The sequence below is a fragment of the Actinomycetaceae bacterium MB13-C1-2 genome (assembly GCA_035621235.1).
GTDB lineage: Bacteria > Actinomycetota > Actinomycetes > Actinomycetales > Actinomycetaceae > Scrofimicrobium.
In genome coordinates this window covers 1558640-1579875 of record CP141731.1, presented here as the reverse complement: position 1 = coordinate 1579875, position 21236 = coordinate 1558640, and the positions used below count along the sequence as shown (strand labels likewise).

Sequence of the window (21236 nt, the reverse complement as noted above, 5' to 3'; positions counted from 1 at the left end):
ATTACGTTAAAAGTCCTAGTAGAAACTGACTGGTAACGCCTACCAGCTCGCACTGTCAGGGCCGTGTTCACTAAGAATGTAGCTGGTGCAACTGGGCGTCCAGGGCGCCAAGCACCGCGTCGCCAACCGCTACTGTCGAACGTACTGCGTCGGGATTCACAGCGCGCCACTCCATATCGGATTTGATCGCGCTGTTGACCCGCGCGGCCTCCTCCGTGTATCCCTGAGCTTCCAAGAGGAGCTGGACGGAGGCAATAGCGGCGATCGGGTCAGCGATGCCCTTGCCCGCAATGTCCGGTGCCGAACCGTGGATCGGTTCAAACATCGAGGGGAACACTCCGGTCGGGTTAATGTTCCCGGAAGCAGCAAGACCGATCCCGCCAGTAATCGCAGCGGCCTCGTCCGTCAGGATGTCACCGAACAGGTTGTCTGTGGCGATAACATCGAAATCCGCGGGCCGAGTCAACAGGTGGATTGTCGCGGCGTCGACATGCAGATACTCCACCTCGACCTCAAGAAACTCGCTACCGACTTCGTCAGCAATGCGCGTCCACACTCCCCCTGCGAAGGTGAGCACATTGACTTTGTGGACCAGTGTCAGCTTCTTGGCGGGTCTGGACTGCGCCAGTTCGAAGGCGTAGCGAAGCAGTCGTTCGACCGCGAACGCCGTGTTTACCGATACTTCGGTAGCGACCTCGTTTGGGGTGCCTACCCGAAGCGCCCCGCCGTTTCCGACGTAGGGACCCTCCGTTCCTTCGCGCACTACTACGAAGTCAATCCCCTCAGGATTCTTGAGGGGAGAGGCGACGCCGGGGTAGTACACCGACGGACGCAAGTTGACGTATTGGTCAAAGGCAAACCGGAGTTTGAGAAGAAGGCCCCGTTCGATAATTCCTGGCTTGACCCTGGGATCGCCAACGGCACCGAGCAGAATCGCGTCAAACCTGGCTAGCTCATCCAAATCCTCTTGCTCGAGGATATGTCCCGTATCAAGATACCTCTGGCAACCAAGATCAAAGTGCTTTAGCTGGAGGTCTACGCTGGCGTCCGCGCCAACTCTTGTCAGAACGCGGACAGCCTGCGTAGTTACCTCCGGACCAATGCCGTCACCTTCAATGACCGCAACACTCAGACCGCTCACGACTAGCGTGCCGCCGAGCCGTCAACGTAGTCCGAGTCGCCCTGTGTCCAGCCGAACTTCTTACGAAGTTGCTGTCCGGTCGCCTCGATTGGGTGGGACTCGCCCTCGGCGCGCAGTGCCTTGAACTCCTGACCGCCATTATCCTGGTCCTCAATGAAGCGGGTGGCGAAAGTGCCGTCCTGAATGTCCGACAAGACCTCCTTCATCGCTTCCTTGACCTGCGGACCAATAACGCGGGGACCTGAGACGTAGTCGCCATACTCGGCGGTGTCTGAGATCGACCAGCGCTGCTTGGTGATTCCGCCCTCGTTCATGAGGTCAACGATTAGCTTCATCTCGTGAAGTACCTCGAAGTAGGCGATCTCTGGCTGGTATCCCGCTTCGGTCAGAGTCTCGAAACCATACTGAACCAGCTTCGACATCCCTCCGCAGAGAACTGCTTGCTCGCCAAATAGGTCAGTTTCAGTCTCTTCGGTGAAGGTCGTCTTGATGACCCCTGCACGAGTGGCACCAATGGCCTTGGCATAAGAGAGGGCCAAGTCCCAAGCCTGACCGCTCGCATCCTGCTCAACAGCGATGATCGCAGGGATTCCCTGTCCGTCCACATAGGTCTCGCGGACCTTGTGTCCCGGGCCCTTGGGAGCCACCATGCACACGTCGTGAGACGGGTCCGGCGTGATGTATCCATAACGAATGTTGAAGCCGTGAGCAAAGAAAATCGCGGCATCTTCCTTGAGGTTGGGGGCAATCTGGTCTGCATAGACAGTGCGCTGGTACTGATCTGGAACCAGGATCATGACCACGTCGCCCTGGGCGACGGCGTCTGCGACCTCGGCAACCTCAAGTCCGGCCGCCTCGGCCTTGGCCCACGAGCTTGAGCCAGCCCGAAGACCGACGACAACGTCTACGCCGGAATCGCGCAGGTTCTGAGCATGGGCGTGGCCCTGGGAGCCATAACCAATGATCGCCACCTTCTTCGACTGGATGAGCGAAAGGTCGGCATCGTCATCGTAGTATGCATCTGCCATGGTTACTTCTCCTTGATTTGATCTGTCAGTGATTTGGAACCGCGGCCGATTGCGACCGCGCCCGATTGAGCAACTTCGCGGACCCCATAGGGTCCGAGTGAGGCGAGAAGTGCCTCCAGCTTGGCGAGTGTGCCCACCGATTCGATGACCACAAAGTCAGTCCCGACGTGAACCACATGGGCGCGGAACAACTCCACAATCTGAAGGACGGCGGTACGCGTCTCATCATTTGCCGTGACTTTCAGCAGTAGCAGGCGGCGCTCGACGCAATCTTCCTGCGGCATTTCAACGACCTTCAGGACATTGATCAACTTATTCAGTTGCTTAGTAACCTGTTCGAGCGGCGCATTGTTCTTGGCGTCGACAATAATGGTCATTCGTGAAACGTCGGGTCTCTCAGTCTCTCCAACGGTCAGCGACTTGATATTGAAGTCGCGCCGGGCGAACAAACCGGCAACACGTGTAAGGACTCCCGGCTTGTTCTCGACAAGAACGGAAAGAGTGTGCAGTTGCTCAGACATGATCATTCCTCCCCATCCCATGTCGGCGCCAGCCCGCGGGCATAGCGAATGTCATCGTTCGAGACGCCAGCGGCGACCATCGGCCAGACCATCGCGTCCTTGGAAACTCGGAAGTCTATGAATACCGGTCGGTCATTGATGGACAGGGCCCACTCGATGGCCTCGTCCACCTCCTCTTCCTTTTCGACGACGCGACCAGGAATCCCGTACGCTTCGGCGAGCTTTACAAAGTTCGGGACCTGCTCGGCATCGTGATCGTTTAGTTTCGTGTTTGAGTAGCGCTCGTTGTAGAACAGGTTCTGCCACTGACGCACCATTCCAAGCACCGAGTTGTTGATCAGGGCGACCTTGATCGGAATGTCATTGATGACGCAAGTAGCCAGTTCCTGGTTTGTCATCTGGAATGACCCGTCACCGTCAATGCACCAGACCACCGCGTCGGGATTTGCAACCTGGGCTCCCATCGCGGCAGGAACCCCGAATCCCATGGTGCCGAGCCCGGACGAGGAAATGAAATGACGCGGATGATCAAAACTAATGAACTGTGAAGCCCACATCTGGTGCTGCCCAACACCAGTCGCGTAGAACGCCTCCGGACCACTCAAATCGGAAAGTCGCTTCAGAACGTACTGGGGGGCGAGTCTGCCGTCATCCGTGTTCGTCCATCCGAGCGGGTACGAGTCGCGTAGACGATTTAGGTAGCGCCACCATCCACCGAGATCAGCCCTGGTTTCCGAGGGAAACTCTTTCTCAAGGGCTGCGTTGAGCATCTCAAGTACCTGGTTCAGATCACCGACGATAGGAATATCGGCGTACCTGTTCTTGGATATCTCTGCCGCGTCGATATCAACGTGAACCACTTTCGCACGAGGTGCAAAGGTGTCGAGCCGCCCCGTAACCCGGTCATCGAAACGAGCTCCTAGCGCGACCACCAGATCCGCGCGCTGAAGCGCACCAACCGCCGCGACTGTCCCGTGCATGCCCGGCATCCCAAGATTGTGAGGATCCGAATCGGGAAAGGCTCCGCGTGCCGTAAGTGTGGTGACCACTGGAGCATCTGAAAGCTCAACCAGCTTCGCTAGCTCACGCGACGCGTTCCCACGAACAGCTCCCCCACCGACGTAGAGGACGGGAGCCTGTGCTTCAGCAATTGCCCTAGCCGCAGCCGCTACCTGTTTCTTGGAAGGCTTCTGAGGAACCCTGTAACCCGGGATGTCCAGCGGTGGTGGCCACTCAAAGTCGAGTTCCTCCGACTGGGCCGATTTAGTTATGTCGACAAGCACCGCTCCCGGACGACCCGTGCCAGCGATCTCGAATGCCTCCGCGATACGCGAGGGAATCTCCGCTGCCTGCGTCACCAGGAATGAGTGTTTCGTTACCGGCATTGATGCCCCAACGATGTCCGCCTCTTGGAAGGCATCGGTACCAATGAGCGAGGCTGCCACCTGGCCCGTGATAATAACGATTGGAACCGAGTCTAGGTTCGCGTCCGCGAGCGCGGTCATCGTATTCAGCGCCGCTGGGCCCGAGGTGACGATTGCGCACCCAACCTTGCCGCTGGAAATCGCGTATCCCTCAGCCCCGTGTCCGGCGCCCTGTTCATGCCTAATGAGGATGTGTCGAATGCTGGAGTCCATCAACGGGTCGAAGGTTGGCAGAATAGCTCCGCCCGGCATACCGAAAACCTCGGTTATGCCAATCTTTTCCAACGACCTGACGATGGCTTCAGCGCCTGTCATACGTTCAGGTTTTGTCACGCTCTGTGTCTCCGTCCTTGCACTGCCCTGACTTACTTGCACTGATTCTGGTTGCAAAAAGTCCCTCGCGTTTCGCGTGGGGAATAAGGCGTGCGGCCCATCTGATCAGACAGCAGGAACCGCACGCCCCGGTACAACGACCAGGAGCGCGCCTACGGTATTTCCCTGCGTGTTTAGCACGATCCCAATAGTACGGCCCGAAGCTAACTACCGCTTCGTGTCTCATACTTTGGCGCCCGAGAGGAGACTTGGCGCCTCATATGTAGCCCAACCGTAGCGCCCAACCCGAAAAGGCGTGCTCAGCGCCACGCCACAGGTCCTATATGAAGTGGAGCCAACCTGTCTACGATTGGACCGGACCCAAACGGGTCCTTGATATCCCACACGAAAGTGACATGCGGTGACGGCTGTTTTCGAACTCTTAGCATCCTCCCCCATCCTCTACCTGTTCTTGCTGATAGCAATCGGCATGATGTTTGGTCACATCAAGGTGAAGGGCGTGAGCCTTGGGGCCGCGGCGGTCCTGTTCACCGCTATTGCAATCACCGCCTGGGCGGGAGAACTCGGTGTAGACCTGCAGATCCCACCCTTTATAGGAACCCTGGGTCTAGTCCTATTTGCGTTTGCAATCGGGGTGAACTCCGGTAACTCGTTCTTCCACAACCTGAAGACGGCTATTGGGCCGATGCTGACAATGATTGCCCTGATGTGTGCCGCTGGTGCCGGGGCCTTCCTAATTGGAACCAAAGTCTTTGGCCTCAGCGTTCCAGTCGCTGCAGGCACATTTGCTGGGGCGCTAACCAACACTCCCGCGCTGCACGCTGTAGGTGAGGCAACCGGAGATCCCGGACAGGCCACAATTGGCTACTCCATTGCATACCTCTTCGGCGTCGTTGGCATGTTGGCTGCCGCGATGGCTGCTCTCTCATATGGCAAGCACGACACCGACACTCCTAGTCCTATTGCGAACCGCACGATTCGTATCGAGCGCGAGGACCACCCGTTCATCGGCGATCTCTATGAGAAGTTTGGGGGCAAGGTAACGTTCTCTCGCCTTCGTCGAGGAGAACAGGGTCCAATCTCGCGCCCCTCAATGTCGGACACTCTGGATCCCGGCGATCTGATAACAGTCGTTGGTCCTAATGAGATGGTTGCAATGGTCTCCAAGGAACTGGGGCACGGTTCTTCACACTCGCTCATGCGTGATCGTTCATACCTGGACTTCCGTCGAATCACAGTTTCTGACCCGCACATCGCTGGTCACACCGTCGGCTCACTGAACCTTTCACAGAAGTACTCCGCAACGATTTCGAGGGTTCGCCGCGGCGACGTAGATATGGTCGGTGACCCCGATTTGGTTCTACAGCTCGGTGACCGTGTTCGCGTGGTGGGGCCGACTTCCAAGATGAAGGAGATCACCAAGTTCTTTGGCGACTCCGCGAGGGGCCTGTCTGACATCAACCCGATCGGCCTTGGCCTCGGAATGACCGTCGGCATGCTTATCGGCATGATTCCGATCCCCCTACCCGGTGGTGGAGACTTCGAGATTGGCGCGGCAGCGGGCGTTTTGATCATTGGCCTGATCTTTGGCAAGGTCGGACGTATCGGCCCAGTTGTAACGACGCTGCCTTACACGGCGTGTCAGGTAATGATTGAGCTCGGCCTGATCATCTTCTTAGCTCAGGCCGGATCGGTTGCTGGCGGACAGATTATGGAAGCCTTCCGTGGTGGTACGTGGCTGTCTATCCTGGCTCTCGGCGTGATAGTCACGCTGATTATGGCGATCGGCATGTACGCCACGTTCCGTTGGATTTGGCACATGGGTGGAACACAGTTGGCTGGTGCCCTCGGTGGGGCCCAGACTCAGCCGGCCGTTCTCGCATTCGCCAACGGTCGCACGCAGGATGATCCTCGTGTCGCTCTCGGATACGCGCTTGTTTACCCCGTGGCAATGGTTTCGAAGATTCTGATCGCAACGGTGATAGCGGGGTTCTAGGGTGGCCTAGGAATCCGGCAACTGACCACACGAAACGTCCGGGTGGGAATCGGTTGCAGTGTTTGCCGTGACCCGGACTATTCGCCCATTCGCGTATGGAAATAACGCTTGAACTGACCAGTAGTCCGAAATACGAGTGTCACAAGCAGAAAACTACCGGAATCCGGGGTGTCAACAACGATTTACTCGTTGACACCCCGGATTTTGGCTCTTGTCCGCCGCGAGTTCTCCGAGGACTCGGCGGGACCCCCGCGGAACGCGTAATTGGCCCAGCTTGTCGCGGCCAGATCACAACCACAAAAGCGACAGGTGCCTTGGGCGAGAAATCCAATTAGTCAAAGGACGCCCAGGAATTGTGCTCCGTCAAGGTTTCGTCTCAGCTTGCGTCGATACCGTTATTCGACCTGATCCAAGTTACTCAACCTGGCCCAGGTCCTCTTGTTCCGCTATCTTCACCGTGTCAGCCCCTGCCAGAGCTTTCCTGGTGGCGTGAGCGACCGCAGGAGCGATTCGATCATCGAAGACACCCGGAATAATGTAGTTCTCACTCAGCTCATCTTCGCTGATCACTCCGGCAATCGCCTCAGCACTGGCCCTCAGAACCTCACGGGTAATCTCGGACGCCCGAGCATCAAGGACCCCGCGGAACAGTCCCGGAAAGGCGAGTACGTTGTTGATCTGGTTCGGATAGTCCGACCGACCTGTCGCCACAATTCGTGCATGCTTGTCGGCCTCGCGAGGATCGACCTCTGGAGTCGGATTCGCCAGAGCAAAGACAATCGCGTCCTTGTTCATCTTCGCGACATCGTCGCCGTTAAGCAGGTTAGCCGAAGAGACCCCGATGAAGACATCGGCGTCTTCCATGCCATCCTTGAGACTCCCTCTAACCTTTCGGGGATTAGTCTTTGCAGCGAGCGCCCGACGTGACTCGTGCGCTCCCTCCATGTCGTCAATGCAGAGAGCTCCGGTCCGCCCGTAGGCGACAATATCCTTCGCACCCGCCGCCAATAGCAACTCGATTATCGCGTTTCCAGCGGCGCCGACTCCCGAGACAACAATGCGCACGTCCTCGATCTTCTTACCAACGATCTTCAGGGCGTTGATGAGCGCCGCCAAGACAACGATTGCGGTCCCATGCTGGTCGTCGTGGAAGACAGGAATATCCAGTTCTTCCTTTAGCCTCGCCTCGATCTCGAAGCAGCGCGGGGCAGAGATATCTTCGAGGTTGATTCCCCCATACGCCGGAGCGATCGCCTTCACAATCGCGATGATCTCTTCCGTGTCCTTGGTATCCAGCACCACGGGCCACGCATCCACCCCGCCGAAGTGCTTGAAAAGGACGGCCTTGCCCTCCATCACGGGCAGAGCCGCCTCCGGTCCGATGTCGCCAAGGCCCAGAACGGCAGTGCCGTCAGTTACCACCGCGACCGTGTTCGCCTTCATCGTCAGCAGGCGCGCTTTCGAAGGATTGTCCGCAATCGCGTGACAGACACGCGCCACCCCGGGAGTGTAGATACGGGACAGATCGTCACGGTTACGCAGCGGCGCACGTGACTCGATCTCGATCTTGCCCCCGACGTGATCGAGGAATGTCTGGTCCGCAACCGGCCCAACACTAACTCCCCCAAGTCCTTCCAAGGTCTTTCGAACCTCGCGACGATGATCAGAGTTGCGCAAGTCCAGGGTCATATCGATGACCAGCTTGCCCGACTCGGCTTCCGCAACATCCAGACCTTTTACGCTGGCCTCTGCATCAGATACAGCCTGAACGATATCCGCGACGCGAATCTGAGACTCGTCAACCGTCAATCGGTACGAAGCGGTGTAAGACGGTGAATTGGGCACTCTTCTCCCTAACTTGTCATATTTCTTGTTCGAATAGGAATGAGGGGCCGATCCTCTAGATTCGGCCCTTCATCCCCTACTGCTCTAGCATCTCCATAATCAACTCACGGACGCGGGCGGCATCAGCCTTGCCCTTGGTTAGCTTCATGACGCCGCCAACCAGCGCGCCAACAGCTTGTACCTTACCTCCACGAATCTTTTCGACCACATCTGGGTTCTCAGCCAGAACCGTCTGGATTGCTTCCGTCAGGGCTCCGTCGTCCGAAACGACGACCAAACCCCGAGACTCCGCGACCGCAGCCGGATCACCCTCACCAGCAAGGACTCCATCAAGGGCCTGCCTGGCCAGTGAATCGGTCAGCGCCCCGGAGTCGATTAGTCCCTGAAGCTCGGCAACCTGAAGTGGGGTGACAGCAAGTTCCGCGAGCGCTACTCCCTCATTGTTCGCTACACGAGACAGTTCACCCATCCACCATTTTCTGGCAGCCGCTGGAGTGGCTCCGGCTGTGACGGTCGCGTCAATCAGGTCAAGGGCACCCGCGTTCACGACATCGCGCATCTCCAGATCCGTAAACTTCCATTCGCCGCGCAATCGCTTCCGCTTCGCCGCTGGCATTTCGGGAAGGGTGGCCCTCAGTTCCTCGATCCATTCGATCTGGGGACGTACCGGCGGCAAATCGGGGTCAGGGAAGTAGCGATAATCGTCCGCGTCAGACTTCGGTCGTCCGGACGAGGTGGTGCCATCCTCTTCGTGGAAGTGTCTAGTCTCCTGGAAAACTAACTCGCCCGAGTCAAGGACGTCCGCCTGGCGAGCGACCTCGTACTCCACCGCCCGCTCAATGGCGCGGAAGGAGTTGACGTTCTTCGTCTCGGTGCGCGTTCCAAAAGGAGCGTCCGGGCTAGGGCGCAACGAAACGTTAACGTCCGCTCGCAAGTTGCCTCGCTCCATCCTTGCGTCCGAGATATCCAGAGCGATCGCAATGTCACGCAGGGTTTGTACATATGCAGCGGCAACCTCTGCCACGCGGTCGCCGGCGCCGGTCAGCGGCTTAGAAACGATCTCGATTAGAGGAACCGATGATCGGTTGTAGTCCACCAGCGAGTAGGTCGCACCGTGGATCCGCCCATCAGCACCACCAACGTGAGTATTCTTGCCCGCGTCCTCTTCCAGGTGTGCCCGTTCGATCTCGACACGGAAAACCTCGCCGTCGCCGAGTTCAACATCAAGATAGCCGTCGTAGGCAATCGGCTTGTTCGACTGTGAAATCTGGTATGCCTTGGGCAGATCAGGGTAGAAATAGTTCTTACGAGCAAAGAACGAGTCCTGTTCGATCTTGCAGTTCAGTGCCAGACCGAGTCGAATTCCAGACTCGACCAGTTTCTTGTTGAGCGTGGGAAGCGATCCGGGCAACCCTGCTGACGTCGGGGTCACGGCACTGTTCGGCTGACCGCCAAACTGAACCGGAGCGTTATCGAACGCTTTCGAGTTTGTGTTTAGCTCGACGTGACACTCAATCCCGAGCACCGGATCATACTTCGATGTCGCTTCTCGGTACGTCTGCTTGTTAGGAGTCACTTGGCGTCTCCTTCCGAGATCACTATCGCGTGGGGTGGGGCGACAACCCGCTTCGAAACCAGTGATTCGATCAGAGCTCCAACTCCGTACATCTGGTCGTCTGCTCCGACCGGGGCGATGACCTGCATTGCCGTCGGAAGTCCAGAATCATCGACACCGTTGGGGATCGACATGGCTGGAACGCCGGTCAAGTTCGCCGGGATTGTCGCGACATCATTGAGGTACATCGCTATCGGATCGTCGATCCGCGCCCCGATCGGGAACGCGGTCGTCGGGGTGGAAGGAGCCAGCAACACGTCAGCTAGCTCGAATGCCTTGTCTAGATCCTGACGAATCAGGGTTCGCACCCTCTGAGCTGAACCGTAGTACTGGTCCTGGTATCCGGCTGAGAGGACGTGTGTTCCGAGGATTATGCGGCGCTTCACCTCGTCACCAAACCCTGCTTCCCTGGTTGCCTTCATGACGTCAGAGGCAGTTGGATTTGGGACGTCCGGGACGACGCGCAGACCGAAACGCATTCCGTCAAAACGTGCCAGGTTCGATGAGGCCTCAGCCGGCATAATCAGGTAGTAGGCGGGAAGGGCGTAGTCGAACGAGGGACAGGAAACGTGGACAACTTCGACCCCTGCCTCACGCAAATCTTCGACCGCGCGGTTGAAGTTCTCTTGAACCTCACGTTGGAAACCCTCGCCCAAGAACTGGTCAACGATACCAACGCGGAGTCCCCTACCACCTTGCGCCAGACGATCCTCAATGGCACCCTGCAGGTCCGCCGGATCAGCCGGTAGCGAGGTTGAGTCGAGTTCATCGTGTCCCGCGATTAGCTCCTGAAGGGCAGCGGCATCACTGATGTCCCTGGCCACAGGGCCAATCTGATCCAGCGAGGAGGCCAGCGCCACAAGGCCGTAGCGCGAGACTGCACCGTAGGTTGGCTTGACACCGATGGTCCCGGTGAAGGCGCCGGGTTGACGAATCGATCCGCCTGTATCAGACCCGAGGGCCAGAGGAACCATGTACGAGGCGACTGCCGCAGCCGAACCACCTCCCGAACCACCGGGGATCAGGCCCGTGTTCCAAGGGTTGCGCGTAGGACCGAAGGCAGAGTGCTCGGTCGAGGAGCCCATCGCAAACTCATCGAGGTTCGTCTTCCCAACGATCGGAAGCTTCGCTTCCTTGATCTTCGCAATGACCGTCGCGTCGTACGGTGGCTTCCATCCGGCAAGGATTTTCGATGCGCAGGTGGTGTCAAGTCCCTCGGTGACGATGTTGTCCTTGATTGCAATCGGAACGCCAGCAAGGGGATGCAGTTCTTCTCCAGCTGCCCTTAGAGCGTCCACCTCTTCGGCAGTCTTCCTGGCACCCTCTTCATCAACGGTGAGAAACGCATTTACAACATCGTTGTACTCAGCAATGCGGGCGAGGGAGGCATTCACCAACTCCGCAGAGGTCACCTCACCACGCTGCAGTGCCTCTGCCATCTCCAGTGCGCTCTTGTAGATTAGGTCACTCACTGCTCCTCCTCCAGAATCTGAGGAACCTTGAACATAGAATCCTCTTGCTCCGGAGCCGCCGCGAGTAGCTGTTCAGGATCCATTGGTGTTCCTGCAACATCCTCGCGAAGCACGTTCACCAACTGGATTGACTGGGCACTCGGCGCGACATCCACATCTGAAATCTCTGAGACTTGACCGGCATACTCTGCGATGACAACCAAGCCCTCGGTAAGGCGCTCAGCTTCCTCGTCAGTTATTCCGATTTCGGCGAGGTCTGCAAGACGCTTAACCTCTTCGATTGAAATTGTTGACATAGAGCAAAGTGTAAACGCCAGACACCTTAGGGTTATGACATGACTACGAAGCGGAAGGCCGAGCTCGAACTCGCAATGGAGAGATCCGGCAAAGCCTGGAAGTGGATACGCCGAGGCATCGTCGGTTCACTGGCAGCGCAAGTCGCGGGCGTTGTGGCTGTTTACGCCATTGATGCTCGCCGCAAGAGACGCTCGCCAGGCGGGTTCAAGGGGTTCTCATCTGCACGGTCCGACACCACGGTCGTGGATGGAAACCAGATAAAAACCTATACGCGGGGAACAGAACTTTACGCAGATCAGATCGCCGCGATCAACAATGCCAAAGAAATGGTGTACTTCGAGACTTATGTTTGGCGTAGTGACCGGATCGGATGGATGTTCAAAGACGCTCTCTACGCAGCGGCGGAACGAGGTGTCAAAGTATTCGTCATATATGACGGCTTCGGCTCGCTGAAGTCATCGGTAAAGTTCAAGCACTTCAAGAACCATCCGAACATGTACGTCCACCGACTTGCAGAAATACGCAAGGGCACGGCGACGGCCAACCCCCGGGCGACTGGACGCAACCACCGGAAACTGCTTCTGGTCGACGACAAGATTGGATTCGTCGGAGGTTTCAATGTTGGCGTCGACTTCGGAACCGAGTGGCGAGACACTCACATCCGCATCATCGGGCCGGCGGTTCGTCCGCTAAGCCTTGCCTTCCGCCAGTTCTGGAACCTATTCCGAGCCAAGAACCAGCCCGAACTCCCGGACTGGGAAGAACTCCCCTGGTCTGGAAGTATCACTCCCGCGTTTAATCTTCCCTCAAGTCTTCTGTTCCCGGTTAGAGGTCAGTATTTGGAGGCGTTTGAGAAGGCGACACAGAGCATCGACCTTACGACCGCGTACTTCATTCCCGACCGTGACATTCTCCATGCCCTAATTCGCGCCACCAAGCGAGGAGTTCGAGTCCGTATTCTGGTGCCAGAGTATTCCAACCACATTCTGGCGGACTGGGTGGCGCGTCCATTCTTCGGTGAACTCATGGAAGCCGATGTCGAGATCTGGTTGTACCAGCACGCGATGATTCACGCCAAAACACTTGTGATCGATAACTACAGAAGTATTGTCGGAACCGCCAATATTGACCGACTATCAATGTCGGGAAACTTTGAAGTGACCGTGCAGATTGACTCCGAAAACTTCGGAGAGCAGATGGAACGCATCTTTGAACGCGACCTAGAGACGTCACGAAAGCTCAACCTCAAGGAGTGGAACGGTCGTAGCCGGTGGGTCCGTTTCCTTGAGCGCTTGGTCTCTCGCTTCTCTTTTATCGTCTAGGTTCATACGAAAAACGCTTAGCCGCTCCCAAGGAAGTCACTCGCTCCGCTTCGGCAGACACCGGTTTGCGCGCTTCCGAAAAGAGCTAACAGATCAGTTCCCCAGTACAGATTCCACCCCATCATCAAGCAAAGCCTGGAACATTTCAGCTGGAACTATGGGGACTCCCAAAGATTCTGCCTTGGTTGTCTTGGACCCGGCACCCGGCCCCGCAACGAGAGCCGTAGTCTTCTTTGAGACTGAAGAGGATGCCTTGCCGCCACGGATCATCACCGCATTGTTCGCCTCATCTCGCGAGTATCCAGGCATTGCTCCCGAAACTACTATCGTGGCACCGGCCAGCGTCTGTGGCACCTCCGGCAACTCCTCAATGTGAGTGAGCGCGCCCGATTTCATCCATTGATCGACGATCTCCCGGTGCCAATCCACCTGGAACCAGTCACTGACCGACTCTGCGATTATTTGACCGACTCCCTCAGTCTGGGCGAGGTCTTCTACCCGGGCCCCTGATATGGCATCTATCGTTTGGAACCTAGCCGCCAGGGTTCGAGCCGCAGTCGGACCAACGTGTCGGATCGACAAAGCGACGAGGAACCGCCACAGGGGGCGCTCCTTTGCGGCTTCCAGTTCTTCCAGCATTTGAAGCAGCGACTTGCTGGGTTTCGAGGTGATCGGAACGTACTCCCCCGACTTCTTCTGGTACCCCTTGGACCAAAAATACCGGACTTGCTGATAGTCGCCGGTGGATACGCCCCTCACACGAACCGGCCGCCACACCATGACGTCTGAGACCGCACCGGCAGTCAGGTCGAAAAGGTCTTTGGCATTGCTCAACACCGGTTGTTGGGGCTCTGGCAACAGGGCCTCGGCCAAAGCGAAGGTGTCTCCATGATGCCCCTCAGAAACCAGTTCAAGCTCGGTCCCGTCTTCGAGGAATACCCTTCTTCCCTCGACCAACGCCGCCGCGACCAGTTCTCTGCCCATCTCGGGTTGGGTAAGAGCTGCAGCCGCCTCGGCTCCAAGCCCCTCGATATCCAGAGCTCCGCGCGATCCAAGGTGGATGAGTCGCTCGGTGATTTGCGCGGGACAACTGGCAGTGTTTGGGCAGCGAAGATCAGCATCCCCTTCTTTCGCCGGAGCTAAGGGCGTCCCGCACGACGGGCACTTTGTCGGCATCTCAAATCGCCGTTCGGTACCGTCGCGGTCAGCGGCAACGGGGCCTACCACCTCAGGAATTACGTCACCGGCCTTACGGACGACGATCATGTCCCCAATCAGGATTCCCTTTCTCTCGACCTCGCCCGCATTGTGAAGAGTTGCGTGTTGAAGGTGCGACCCGGCAACCAATACCTTCTCAAAAACCGCGTACGGTGTGACTCTGCCAGTACGACCTACCTGGACCCGAATATCGAGTAGGCGAGTAAAGACCTCTTCTGGAGGATACTTGTAGGCCACAGCCCACCGCGGCGTTCTTGAGGTCGCTCCCATTTCCCGCTGACGCGCAATCGAGTCAACCTTAAAAACGACTCCGTCAATCTCGTGCTCGAAACTTCCGCGATGCTCTCCGAAGTATCGGATTGACTCAAGTCCCTCTTCAAAAGTGTCAACCAGACGTGTATGTTTCGAGACTGGCACGCCCCACTTAGAAATCTGTTGATACCAGCCGTGCTGGGTCTGCGGCATAGCGGTCATTCCCTCCACGGCACCCAGCCCGTGAGCAACAAATGACAGAGGCCGCTTTGCGGTTGCCTCAGGATCTTTCTGACGTAGCGAACCCGCCGCCGCGTTGCGCGGGTTCACGAACGGTCGTTCCTGATTCGCAACTCTTAGGGCGTTAACACGTTCAAAGTCATCAAGGCGAAAGTAGACCTCGCCTCTGATATCGACTGTGTCGGGGACGTTAGAGCCCTTCAGTCTGAAGGGAATCGACTTGATTGTCCTCACGTTTGCCGTTACGTCTTCGCCCACGAAGCCATCGCCACGAGTTGATGCCTGGACGAGCACGCCGCCCTCATATCGAAGATTGACGGCCAGGCCGTCTACCTTGATCTCCGCAGTCATCGCCACATCCTCGCCGGGCCAGCGAGAGACGGTGCGATGCCACCATGCCTGGACTTCCTCAGGGGAAAACACGTCTTCGAGGCTGGTCATCTGCACCTGATGATGCACCGGTGTAAAGGCTGCCGAGGCGGCCCCACCGACTGTTAGCGTCGGCGAATCAGGTGATGCAAGTTCGGGAAACTCCGTCTCAAGATCCTGCAGCTCCCGGAACAAAACGTCGTACTCAGCGTCGGAGATTGTCGGCTCGTCACTCACGTAGTAGGCGTTTCGAGCAGCTTCGATCAACTCCACCAGTTCGTTCCACCGCTGGCGGGCTGCAGTAAGTTCAGCGTCTGTCGTATCCACGGGACCTCCCGCTGTCATTCTTCCATTACCCTCCGGCACCGTCACCCTGCGGCGTGAATGCCCGCGCCTTCGTTCATCGCGTCGCCCTGGTGGTGGACACTCCCTCGTGTCTGCATCTCGCCGTAAGAAGAGGACATGATCTCGCCGTTATTCTTGGTGATTCCCAGTACGCACAGAACCGCCTACCTCGGACGAGGGAAAGCCCCTCGAACAGAGGTCATTCCCGGTGCGCACGAAACCACTCTCAGCAACTTCGCTTTCTCCGGCAGCAAGTAGAACCATTCCCAGTACACGCAAAGCCACCAGTCCACAAGGTCAGCAATTGGGTTAACTTCCCAACAGGAAACTCGGAGCATACCAACCTGGTTCGATCTAGGGCACTCTTCTTGGATGTCACACTCCCTGGTGGTTCAAGCGCTTGGTTGCTCCGCGTACCTAGCGTGCGTTAAGGGCCCGGACGCTGGGTGCATATTTCCCGCGAGTCCCAACTTGCCGCTGGGCCGCGACGCCGGGTTAGTCGATCCCTACACCGAGGAGGCGCACCTGTGCTTCGAGACGACTCCCCAGGGATTACTTGTTCATGACGTGAACCGGGTGAACCCCGTGATGGCGGTGCATAAAAGGAGCAGGATTCATCGCGGCAAACAGCTGAGAGTTGGGACGAACCAATGGTGCGTTCGCGAACGCACCAGGTTTCCGGGCTGGCTCCCGCCGACCTCTCCCAGATCCGGACCCATGCGTTATCTACGCCTGCTCTTACCCGTTCTCATGTTGCTGGGCTTCGCCAGGTTCATTCCGATCTCTACTTCTGCGGGTCTCGCATTGTTCGGCGCATCGACGCTACTGGCGATGATCGCGCTGCTCCGGTTCTTAGCCGTGACCGCGTCCCGCCGTGATCCTGCATCGTTGCTGGCGGCGCTCGCCCTCGCTCTGTTGGACGAGGAGAGGCCACCAACCGAGTTCTCGGAGACGACCACTCAGCGTCCGCAAAGGAAACGTGACGCGGGTACTGAGTCGGACCGGGTGGCGATCATCGAATCCGCGAGGACGGTCTATCTGCGTCCTAGAAGAAGACGCAGGCTCTCCATCGAATCCGGGCAAGCAATAGGGGTCGTTGGGAATCAAGCCCGTGAGTACTCTCTCTGGATCGCGGCACAACTTCGACTACAGGGTCTAGCGCCCGTGGTATCGTCGGCTCGCGACGACCTCAGACCCGCCGCGACCACTCCTCTTATTGTTTGGGCCAGCACGGTCGAAGCCCTGGGTAAGTGTCCCTCCCTCGTCCTTCAGTCCTACCCGGTGGCCGGGACTGTTTGGTGCGAGGAAGTGACCGAGCTTCTAGGAGTCGCCTCCAGAATGGTTCTACCAGGTCACGTCTCATTTGAGGAGTTACATGGCAAGCCCGAACTGACTTCGATTCGAAGTCGGTGGCGCAGCAGACCAACTCGCCCACTTATGCTCGGACGCGGTCCTGGCGAGGCTACGTTCGACCTCGACCTAATTCGTGACGGCCCACATGCTCTGGTTGTCGGAGGAACTGGTTCAGGCAAATCGGAGTTTCTCACCACCCTCGTCTTCGCATTGGCGGCCACGTACTCCCCCGAGCGGCTTCGGCTTCTGCTGATCGACTACAAGGGTGGGGCGGGACTGCTAAGTGCTACCCCTCTCCCACACGTTGAGCGCCTAATCACCGATCTTGACGGGAGCCAAACTCCCTGGTTGCTCAGAGTTCTCGCAGCAGAGATCAGGCGCCGCAAGACCCTGCTTCTACACTTGGGCTTCCGATCCCTGGAACAGTGGCATGCAAACCACTCCTGTTCGGTAGACCCGCCACCCCTGCTCGTCATTGTGGCGGACGAGGTTAGGACCCTGGCCGATCACAGCCCAGAGTTACTGAAACAACTCACCCATATCGCAACGCAGGGGCGTTCCCTCGGGATTCACCTGGTCGCTGCGACTCAGCGTCCGGGAGGAACCGTTAGTTCCGACCTCCGCGCGGTACTCGACATTCGCGTGGCTCTCCGATGTTCTGAGATCTCCGACTCTGTGGACGTCATCGGGAGCCGCAAAGCGGCCGACCTTCCAAGAGTACCGGGACGCGCCGTGGTGAACACGGGCACCGGAACACGGACCATCCAATCCGCCCTGGTCCAGGGGCCTGAAGATTGGGTTTCGGAGTTTCGACTGGCTCAGGAATCCAAGGAACTCCTCGCCCTGCTTCCATTGCCGCTACCGGAGGCGGTTGATTTTGAATCTCTTGGTGACCTTAGTGATCGGGGCGGTTCAGTTGTTGGGCTTTTTGAGGATGCCCTCGGTTGCGACATAGGGAACCTGGTCTGGGATGGCAGACCGATGCTGATAATGACAAGTCCAGTCATTGCGCACCAGGTCCGGGAAAGCGCCGTCGCGATGGCATCGGCCGTCGCGATGGCCGCAAGGAACTCGAAACCCGAGAATCCGCCCGTGCGCATTATTTGGGGCGATTTGCGCTCCCCGCGCGGGGAACGATCTTGCCACAACTACGGCGATGTTCTGCGACTTGTCGAATCAGAATTTGCGGCGATGGGCAACTCCCGGTCGGCTCGCCCTTCCGTGATCGTCCTACCCGACCTTTCAGTCATGCTTCAAGCACTTCAGGCCTCCGTTGGTGTGGAACGAGCACATGATTGGTTCGCCAGACTCCTAGAACTGGCCGAGACAACGTCTCTGCACCTCATCGGTATCGCCACCTCAGGCGGATCGTTCGTTGAGCAGTTTCCGTGGCGGGTCTATCGTTTTTCGTCTGTCGAACAAATGAGTTCTCCTCGGATCGCCGCCTATACGCCCGCGGAACTGGGCGGCGAGCGTCCCAAACCCGCACAGATGGTCTCAGCACAGCCGGGACGGGTGGTGGTAGCCCGTCCCGATGGGGGCAGTGTCTACGCTCAATTAGTTGAGCCTCCGCTCCAAGATCGAGCCGTGCCGCTCGTTAGGGCCCAGCCGGTCCAAACGAGGCCCGGGCTAAATGGACTGCAGATTCCTACGAGCATCCCTCGAATGCCTGCCCTGGTTGTCATTAGTACAGACTCGTCCGTGACCAATCAGGTAACCGTTACACTCGGCGGATCAGAGTGCTTCAGTTCCGTAGAGCACATGGACCCCTCTGGCTGGCCGCGTGTTGTACCCTCCCCCAACCTGGTTGTTGCCGCCATTGAACCTAATCGTGAGTTAGCCAGGTGGCTTACGTCCGGACTCGGCGCATCCGGCACATGGGTAATGGCATCGCTGCCATTCCCGCGGCGGTGTGGTTTTGTCTGCTACGACACAAAGATCGGGACGCTTGTCCTGGAGCAACATACCGATAGTGAGCGTTCGCACACAAAATGGCCGAGTTATGAACATTCCCCTATTGCCGATGTCGTTTCATTGGCCGAAACTTGATCCATACAAACGCAACGGGGCCTGAGCGCAGCCGTGCGTGAGGGCCGATACGAGGAGCCGATTGATGGACTGGCGAAGCCGAGCCGCATGTCTGAACGTGGACCCTGAACTCTTTTTCCCGATTGGAAACACGGGTCCGGCGCTCTCACAGGCGACAGAGGCCAAGGCCGTCTGCTCCTCCTGCGATGTCGAGGACACCTGCCTTCGCTGGGCGATGGAGAACAACCAGGACTCGGGCGTCTGGGGCGGAAAGAGCGAGGAAGAGCGCCGGTCGCTCAAGCGCCGCGCCGCAAGGGCACGCCGCGCCTCCTAATCTCGCCTATTCCTGACCGGTTAGCTCTTCTGTAAAGCGCAACTCGGCCCTGGTTCCTCCACTGGGGAGTTCGGTCCAGTTAATCGTTCCGTGAAGTTCTCCGGTGACCATGGCTGTAACGATCTGTGTGCCGAGACCCCGGTTGCTTCCGACCAGGTCCGTCTCTTCTTCCTCTTCATCGATCGACCCCTGGTCCTCTACTGCAACCGTTAGAGTGTCGCCGTCCCTACGCGCGATAACCCTAATAACGCCGCCCTCGGACGGAGTTCCGTGCTCAACCGCGTTCGATACCAACTCGGCGAGAACGGTGGCGAGCGCTGAAGCATGCTCTGCACCGAGCTCACCGAACTCTCCCGAGATCTGAAGGTCCACCGGAATACTCGCCGTTGCTACCTGAGCGGACATCTGCAGAATTCGAGGGGCGACATCATCAAATCGCACCACCTCGTCGACGTTCTGCGCCAGCGCGTCGTGCACCGACGCAATCGACTCAACCCTCCTTCCCGCCTCCCGAAGGGCCTCCTTCACTTGCGCTGAAGCATTTCTTCGCTCCTGTATCCTCAGAAGCGCTGACACGGTCTGTAGATTGTTCTTCACGCGGTGGTGAATCTCCCGAATCGTGGCATCCTTGGTCATCAGCTGCTGCTCCTGACGCCTCATTTCCGTCACATCGCGGGTAAGAATCACGGCGCCCACTCGTTGCCCCGATCGCATCAGAGGGATTGCCCTCATAACGACAGTCGTTCCGCGAGAGGTAACATCAACGCGCCAGGGGGCCTTGCCCATCAGTACGACAGCGAAAGTCTCCTCGATACGTTCCACGTCGCTCATAGCTTCGGTAACCGCTTCGATCAAAGTACGCCCGGTCAGGTGACCTTCAACCCCAAGACGCCTCATCGATGAGTTTGCATTCGGACTCGCTTCTAGAACGACGCCGTCTGCGTCAAGGAGTATGACCCCATCGGTCACCCGAGGAAGGCCATGGGCGGATGAGGTCGGAGCATCGGCATCTGGGAATGTCCCATCCGCGACCATCTCACAGAGCACATCGGCCGCCAGCAGAGTCCATTCCTGAGATCCGGCTTGCCTGGACGCCGCGGACATGTTCGCCTCTCGGCTCATCACCGCGAGCACTCGCCCACCGTGCACAACTGGCACGTACGAGACGCTAGCCGAGTAAAGGCCGGCCCACGTCACCGTGTCGGGCTCAACGATTCGCGCCGTGCTCCAAGCCTTCTGGAGCTCCTCCGTTCGAGAAGCCGCAGCGTAGAGTCCAACGACATCTTCAACATGAAGCGTCGCCGTCGTGGCCGATCGACTCAGGGCTGCCGCAATAAAACGGCCGTCGCTTGTGGGGAGCCAAAGAACCAAATCCGCCGATGCTAAGTCGGCAATGACCTGCCACTCTGATCGGAGCATGCGCAACCAGACGAGATCGTCGGAAGACAGCGGCAGTGCATCGTGGGTGTCGATGAGTTCTTGGAAGGTACGCATGAGTCAAGACTAGTTCGCCTCTGGCTGGAGACTCCCATGTGCATGCCACGCCCAATAGGATTGGGAGTGGAAAATCATGTTGTCAACCTAAGACTATTGCGGGAGTGAAGATGGAGTTCAAGGAAGAATACGAGTACGACGCCTCAATCGATGCCATCTGGGCAATGCTCTCGGACCCAAGCTACGCGATTCTCCGGGCTTCAAAGCTCCAGTTGGCGGACCCTGAAGTTAGCGTGGACGCGAGTAGTGACCGAATCTCCTCGACCACTCGCGTGGCGGTTCCGACCGAGATGTTACCCGCAGCGGCGAAGCGCTTTATCAGTCCTAACACGGAGGCTGTGCTTGCTGAGAAATGGACCCGCCCTAGCAATGATGTGATCCGAGGGCAGTTGGAACTCTCGGCCGCCGGAGTCCCTGCAAACATAAAGCTCGTCTCTGTACTCACCGCCGATGGCACCAAGACCAAAGTAGTTTCAGACGGGAATGTCAAAGTGACGATTCCGTTGCTCGGCAAGCGACTAGAGAGCGAAGCCGTCAAGTTTGCGCCGATGATTATCAAGGGTGAGCAGGAGGCCTCGGCCGAGTATCTCGCCTCGCACTGACTATCCG

The 21236-nt window shown here is 57.9% G+C and carries 15 protein-coding genes; 5 read left to right on the top strand and 10 right to left on the bottom strand.

Going from position 1 to position 21236, the window contains the following annotated elements; translation table 11 throughout:
* Window positions 1-70 precede the first annotated feature (70 nt).
* From U6G28_06905 to U6G28_06890, 4 genes are read right to left on the bottom strand one after another with little or no spacing between them, the layout of a single operon-like run.
* Window positions 71-1141: a 3-isopropylmalate dehydrogenase gene (locus U6G28_06905; GenBank protein ID WRS29262.1), complete on the bottom strand. Its 1071-nt coding sequence runs from the start codon at window positions 1139-1141 to the stop codon at window positions 71-73.
* 2 nt (window positions 1142-1143) lie between these two features.
* Window positions 1144-2169, bottom strand: a complete 1026-nt coding sequence (gene ilvC / locus U6G28_06900) for a ketol-acid reductoisomerase (protein WRS29261.1) — start codon at window positions 2167-2169, stop codon at window positions 1144-1146.
* Between the two features lie 2 nt (window positions 2170-2171).
* Window positions 2172-2690 (bottom strand): acetolactate synthase small subunit, encoded by a 519-nt coding sequence (ilvN, locus tag U6G28_06895; GenBank protein WRS29260.1) that lies wholly within the window; start codon window positions 2688-2690, stop codon window positions 2172-2174.
* 2 nt (window positions 2691-2692) lie between these two features.
* A complete protein-coding gene (locus tag U6G28_06890; protein ID WRS29259.1) occupies window positions 2693-4489 on the bottom strand; it encodes an acetolactate synthase large subunit in 1797 nt (598 codons plus the stop codon).
* Window positions 4490-4847: 358 nt separating this feature from the next.
* On the opposite strand from U6G28_06890, the gene U6G28_06885 reads away from it, so the two are divergent.
* Window positions 4848-6443, top strand: coding sequence for a TrkA C-terminal domain-containing protein (locus tag U6G28_06885; protein ID WRS29258.1), 1596 nt, complete (start codon window positions 4848-4850; stop codon window positions 6441-6443).
* A gap of 414 nt (window positions 6444-6857) precedes the next feature.
* Here the strand turns inward: U6G28_06885 and U6G28_06880 are convergent, their stop codons facing one another.
* The 4 genes from U6G28_06880 to gatC form a co-directional block, all read right to left on the bottom strand.
* Window positions 6858-8288 (bottom strand): NAD-dependent malic enzyme, encoded by a 1431-nt coding sequence (locus U6G28_06880; protein WRS29257.1) that lies wholly within the window; start codon window positions 8286-8288, stop codon window positions 6858-6860.
* 76 nt (window positions 8289-8364) lie between these two features.
* Window positions 8365-9864 (bottom strand): Asp-tRNA(Asn)/Glu-tRNA(Gln) amidotransferase subunit GatB, encoded by a 1500-nt coding sequence (gene gatB, locus U6G28_06875; GenBank protein ID WRS29256.1) that lies wholly within the window; start codon window positions 9862-9864, stop codon window positions 8365-8367.
* Entirely contained in the window at window positions 9861-11375 is a 1515-nt protein-coding gene (gene gatA, locus U6G28_06870; protein WRS29255.1) for an Asp-tRNA(Asn)/Glu-tRNA(Gln) amidotransferase subunit GatA, read from the bottom strand. Before gatA ends, gatB begins: the two co-directional genes overlap by 4 nt.
* Window positions 11372-11671 (bottom strand): Asp-tRNA(Asn)/Glu-tRNA(Gln) amidotransferase subunit GatC, encoded by a 300-nt coding sequence (gene gatC / locus U6G28_06865; protein WRS29254.1) that lies wholly within the window; start codon window positions 11669-11671, stop codon window positions 11372-11374. The genes gatA and gatC overlap by 4 nt, the downstream gene beginning before the upstream one ends.
* A 39-nt stretch (window positions 11672-11710) precedes the next feature.
* Between gatC and U6G28_06860 the strand changes: the two genes are divergently transcribed.
* Window positions 11711-12994, top strand: coding sequence for a phospholipase D-like domain-containing protein (locus tag U6G28_06860; GenBank protein WRS29253.1), 1284 nt, complete (start codon window positions 11711-11713; stop codon window positions 12992-12994).
* 93 nt (window positions 12995-13087) lie between these two features.
* Here U6G28_06860 and ligA read toward each other — a convergent pair whose 3' ends face one another.
* Complete coding sequence (ligA, locus tag U6G28_06855; protein WRS29252.1) at window positions 13088-15400, bottom strand: NAD-dependent DNA ligase LigA; 2313 nt, start codon at window positions 15398-15400, stop codon at window positions 13088-13090.
* Between the two features lie 735 nt (window positions 15401-16135).
* Between ligA and U6G28_06850 the strand changes: the two genes are divergently transcribed.
* Both U6G28_06850 and U6G28_06845 read left to right on the top strand, forming a co-directional pair.
* Window positions 16136-18820 carry an FtsK/SpoIIIE domain-containing protein gene (locus U6G28_06850; GenBank protein WRS29251.1) on the top strand — a complete coding sequence of 895 codons (2685 nt, stop codon included), beginning with the start codon at window positions 16136-16138 and terminating at the stop codon, window positions 18818-18820.
* Between the two features lie 64 nt (window positions 18821-18884).
* Window positions 18885-19133, top strand: a complete 249-nt coding sequence (locus U6G28_06845) for a WhiB family transcriptional regulator (protein WRS29250.1) — start codon at window positions 18885-18887, stop codon at window positions 19131-19133.
* A gap of 6 nt (window positions 19134-19139) precedes the next feature.
* On the opposite strand, the gene U6G28_06840 is transcribed toward U6G28_06845, so the two are convergent.
* Window positions 19140-20627, bottom strand: coding sequence for a histidine kinase N-terminal domain-containing protein (locus tag U6G28_06840; GenBank protein WRS29249.1), 1488 nt, complete (start codon window positions 20625-20627; stop codon window positions 19140-19142).
* A 110-nt stretch (window positions 20628-20737) separates the two neighbouring features.
* Between U6G28_06840 and U6G28_06835 the strand changes: the two genes are divergently transcribed.
* Window positions 20738-21229, top strand: a complete 492-nt coding sequence (locus tag U6G28_06835; protein ID WRS29248.1) for a DUF2505 domain-containing protein — start codon at window positions 20738-20740, stop codon at window positions 21227-21229.
* Window positions 21230-21236 lie beyond the last annotated feature (7 nt).

Bases quoted from the DNA above. Each gene is read 5' to 3' on its own strand.
- U6G28_06860 (WRS29253.1), top strand. From the start codon at position 11,711: ATGACTACGAAGCGGAAGGCCGAGCTCGAACTCGCAATGGAGAGATCC.
- ilvN (WRS29260.1), bottom strand. From the start codon at position 2,690: ATGTCTGAGCAACTGCACACTCTTTCCGTTCTTGTCGAGAACAAGCCG.
- gatC (WRS29254.1), bottom strand. From the start codon at position 11,671: ATGTCAACAATTTCAATCGAAGAGGTTAAGCGTCTTGCAGACCTCGCC.
- U6G28_06835 (WRS29248.1), top strand. From the start codon at position 20,738: ATGGAGTTCAAGGAAGAATACGAGTACGACGCCTCAATCGATGCCATC.
- U6G28_06850 (WRS29251.1), top strand. From the start codon at position 16,136: ATGCGTTATCTACGCCTGCTCTTACCCGTTCTCATGTTGCTGGGCTTC.
- U6G28_06845 (WRS29250.1), top strand. From the start codon at position 18,885: ATGGACTGGCGAAGCCGAGCCGCATGTCTGAACGTGGACCCTGAACTC.
- ilvC (WRS29261.1), bottom strand. From the start codon at position 2,169: ATGGCAGATGCATACTACGATGACGATGCCGACCTTTCGCTCATCCAG.
- U6G28_06840 (WRS29249.1), bottom strand. From the start codon at position 20,627: ATGCGTACCTTCCAAGAACTCATCGACACCCACGATGCACTGCCGCTG.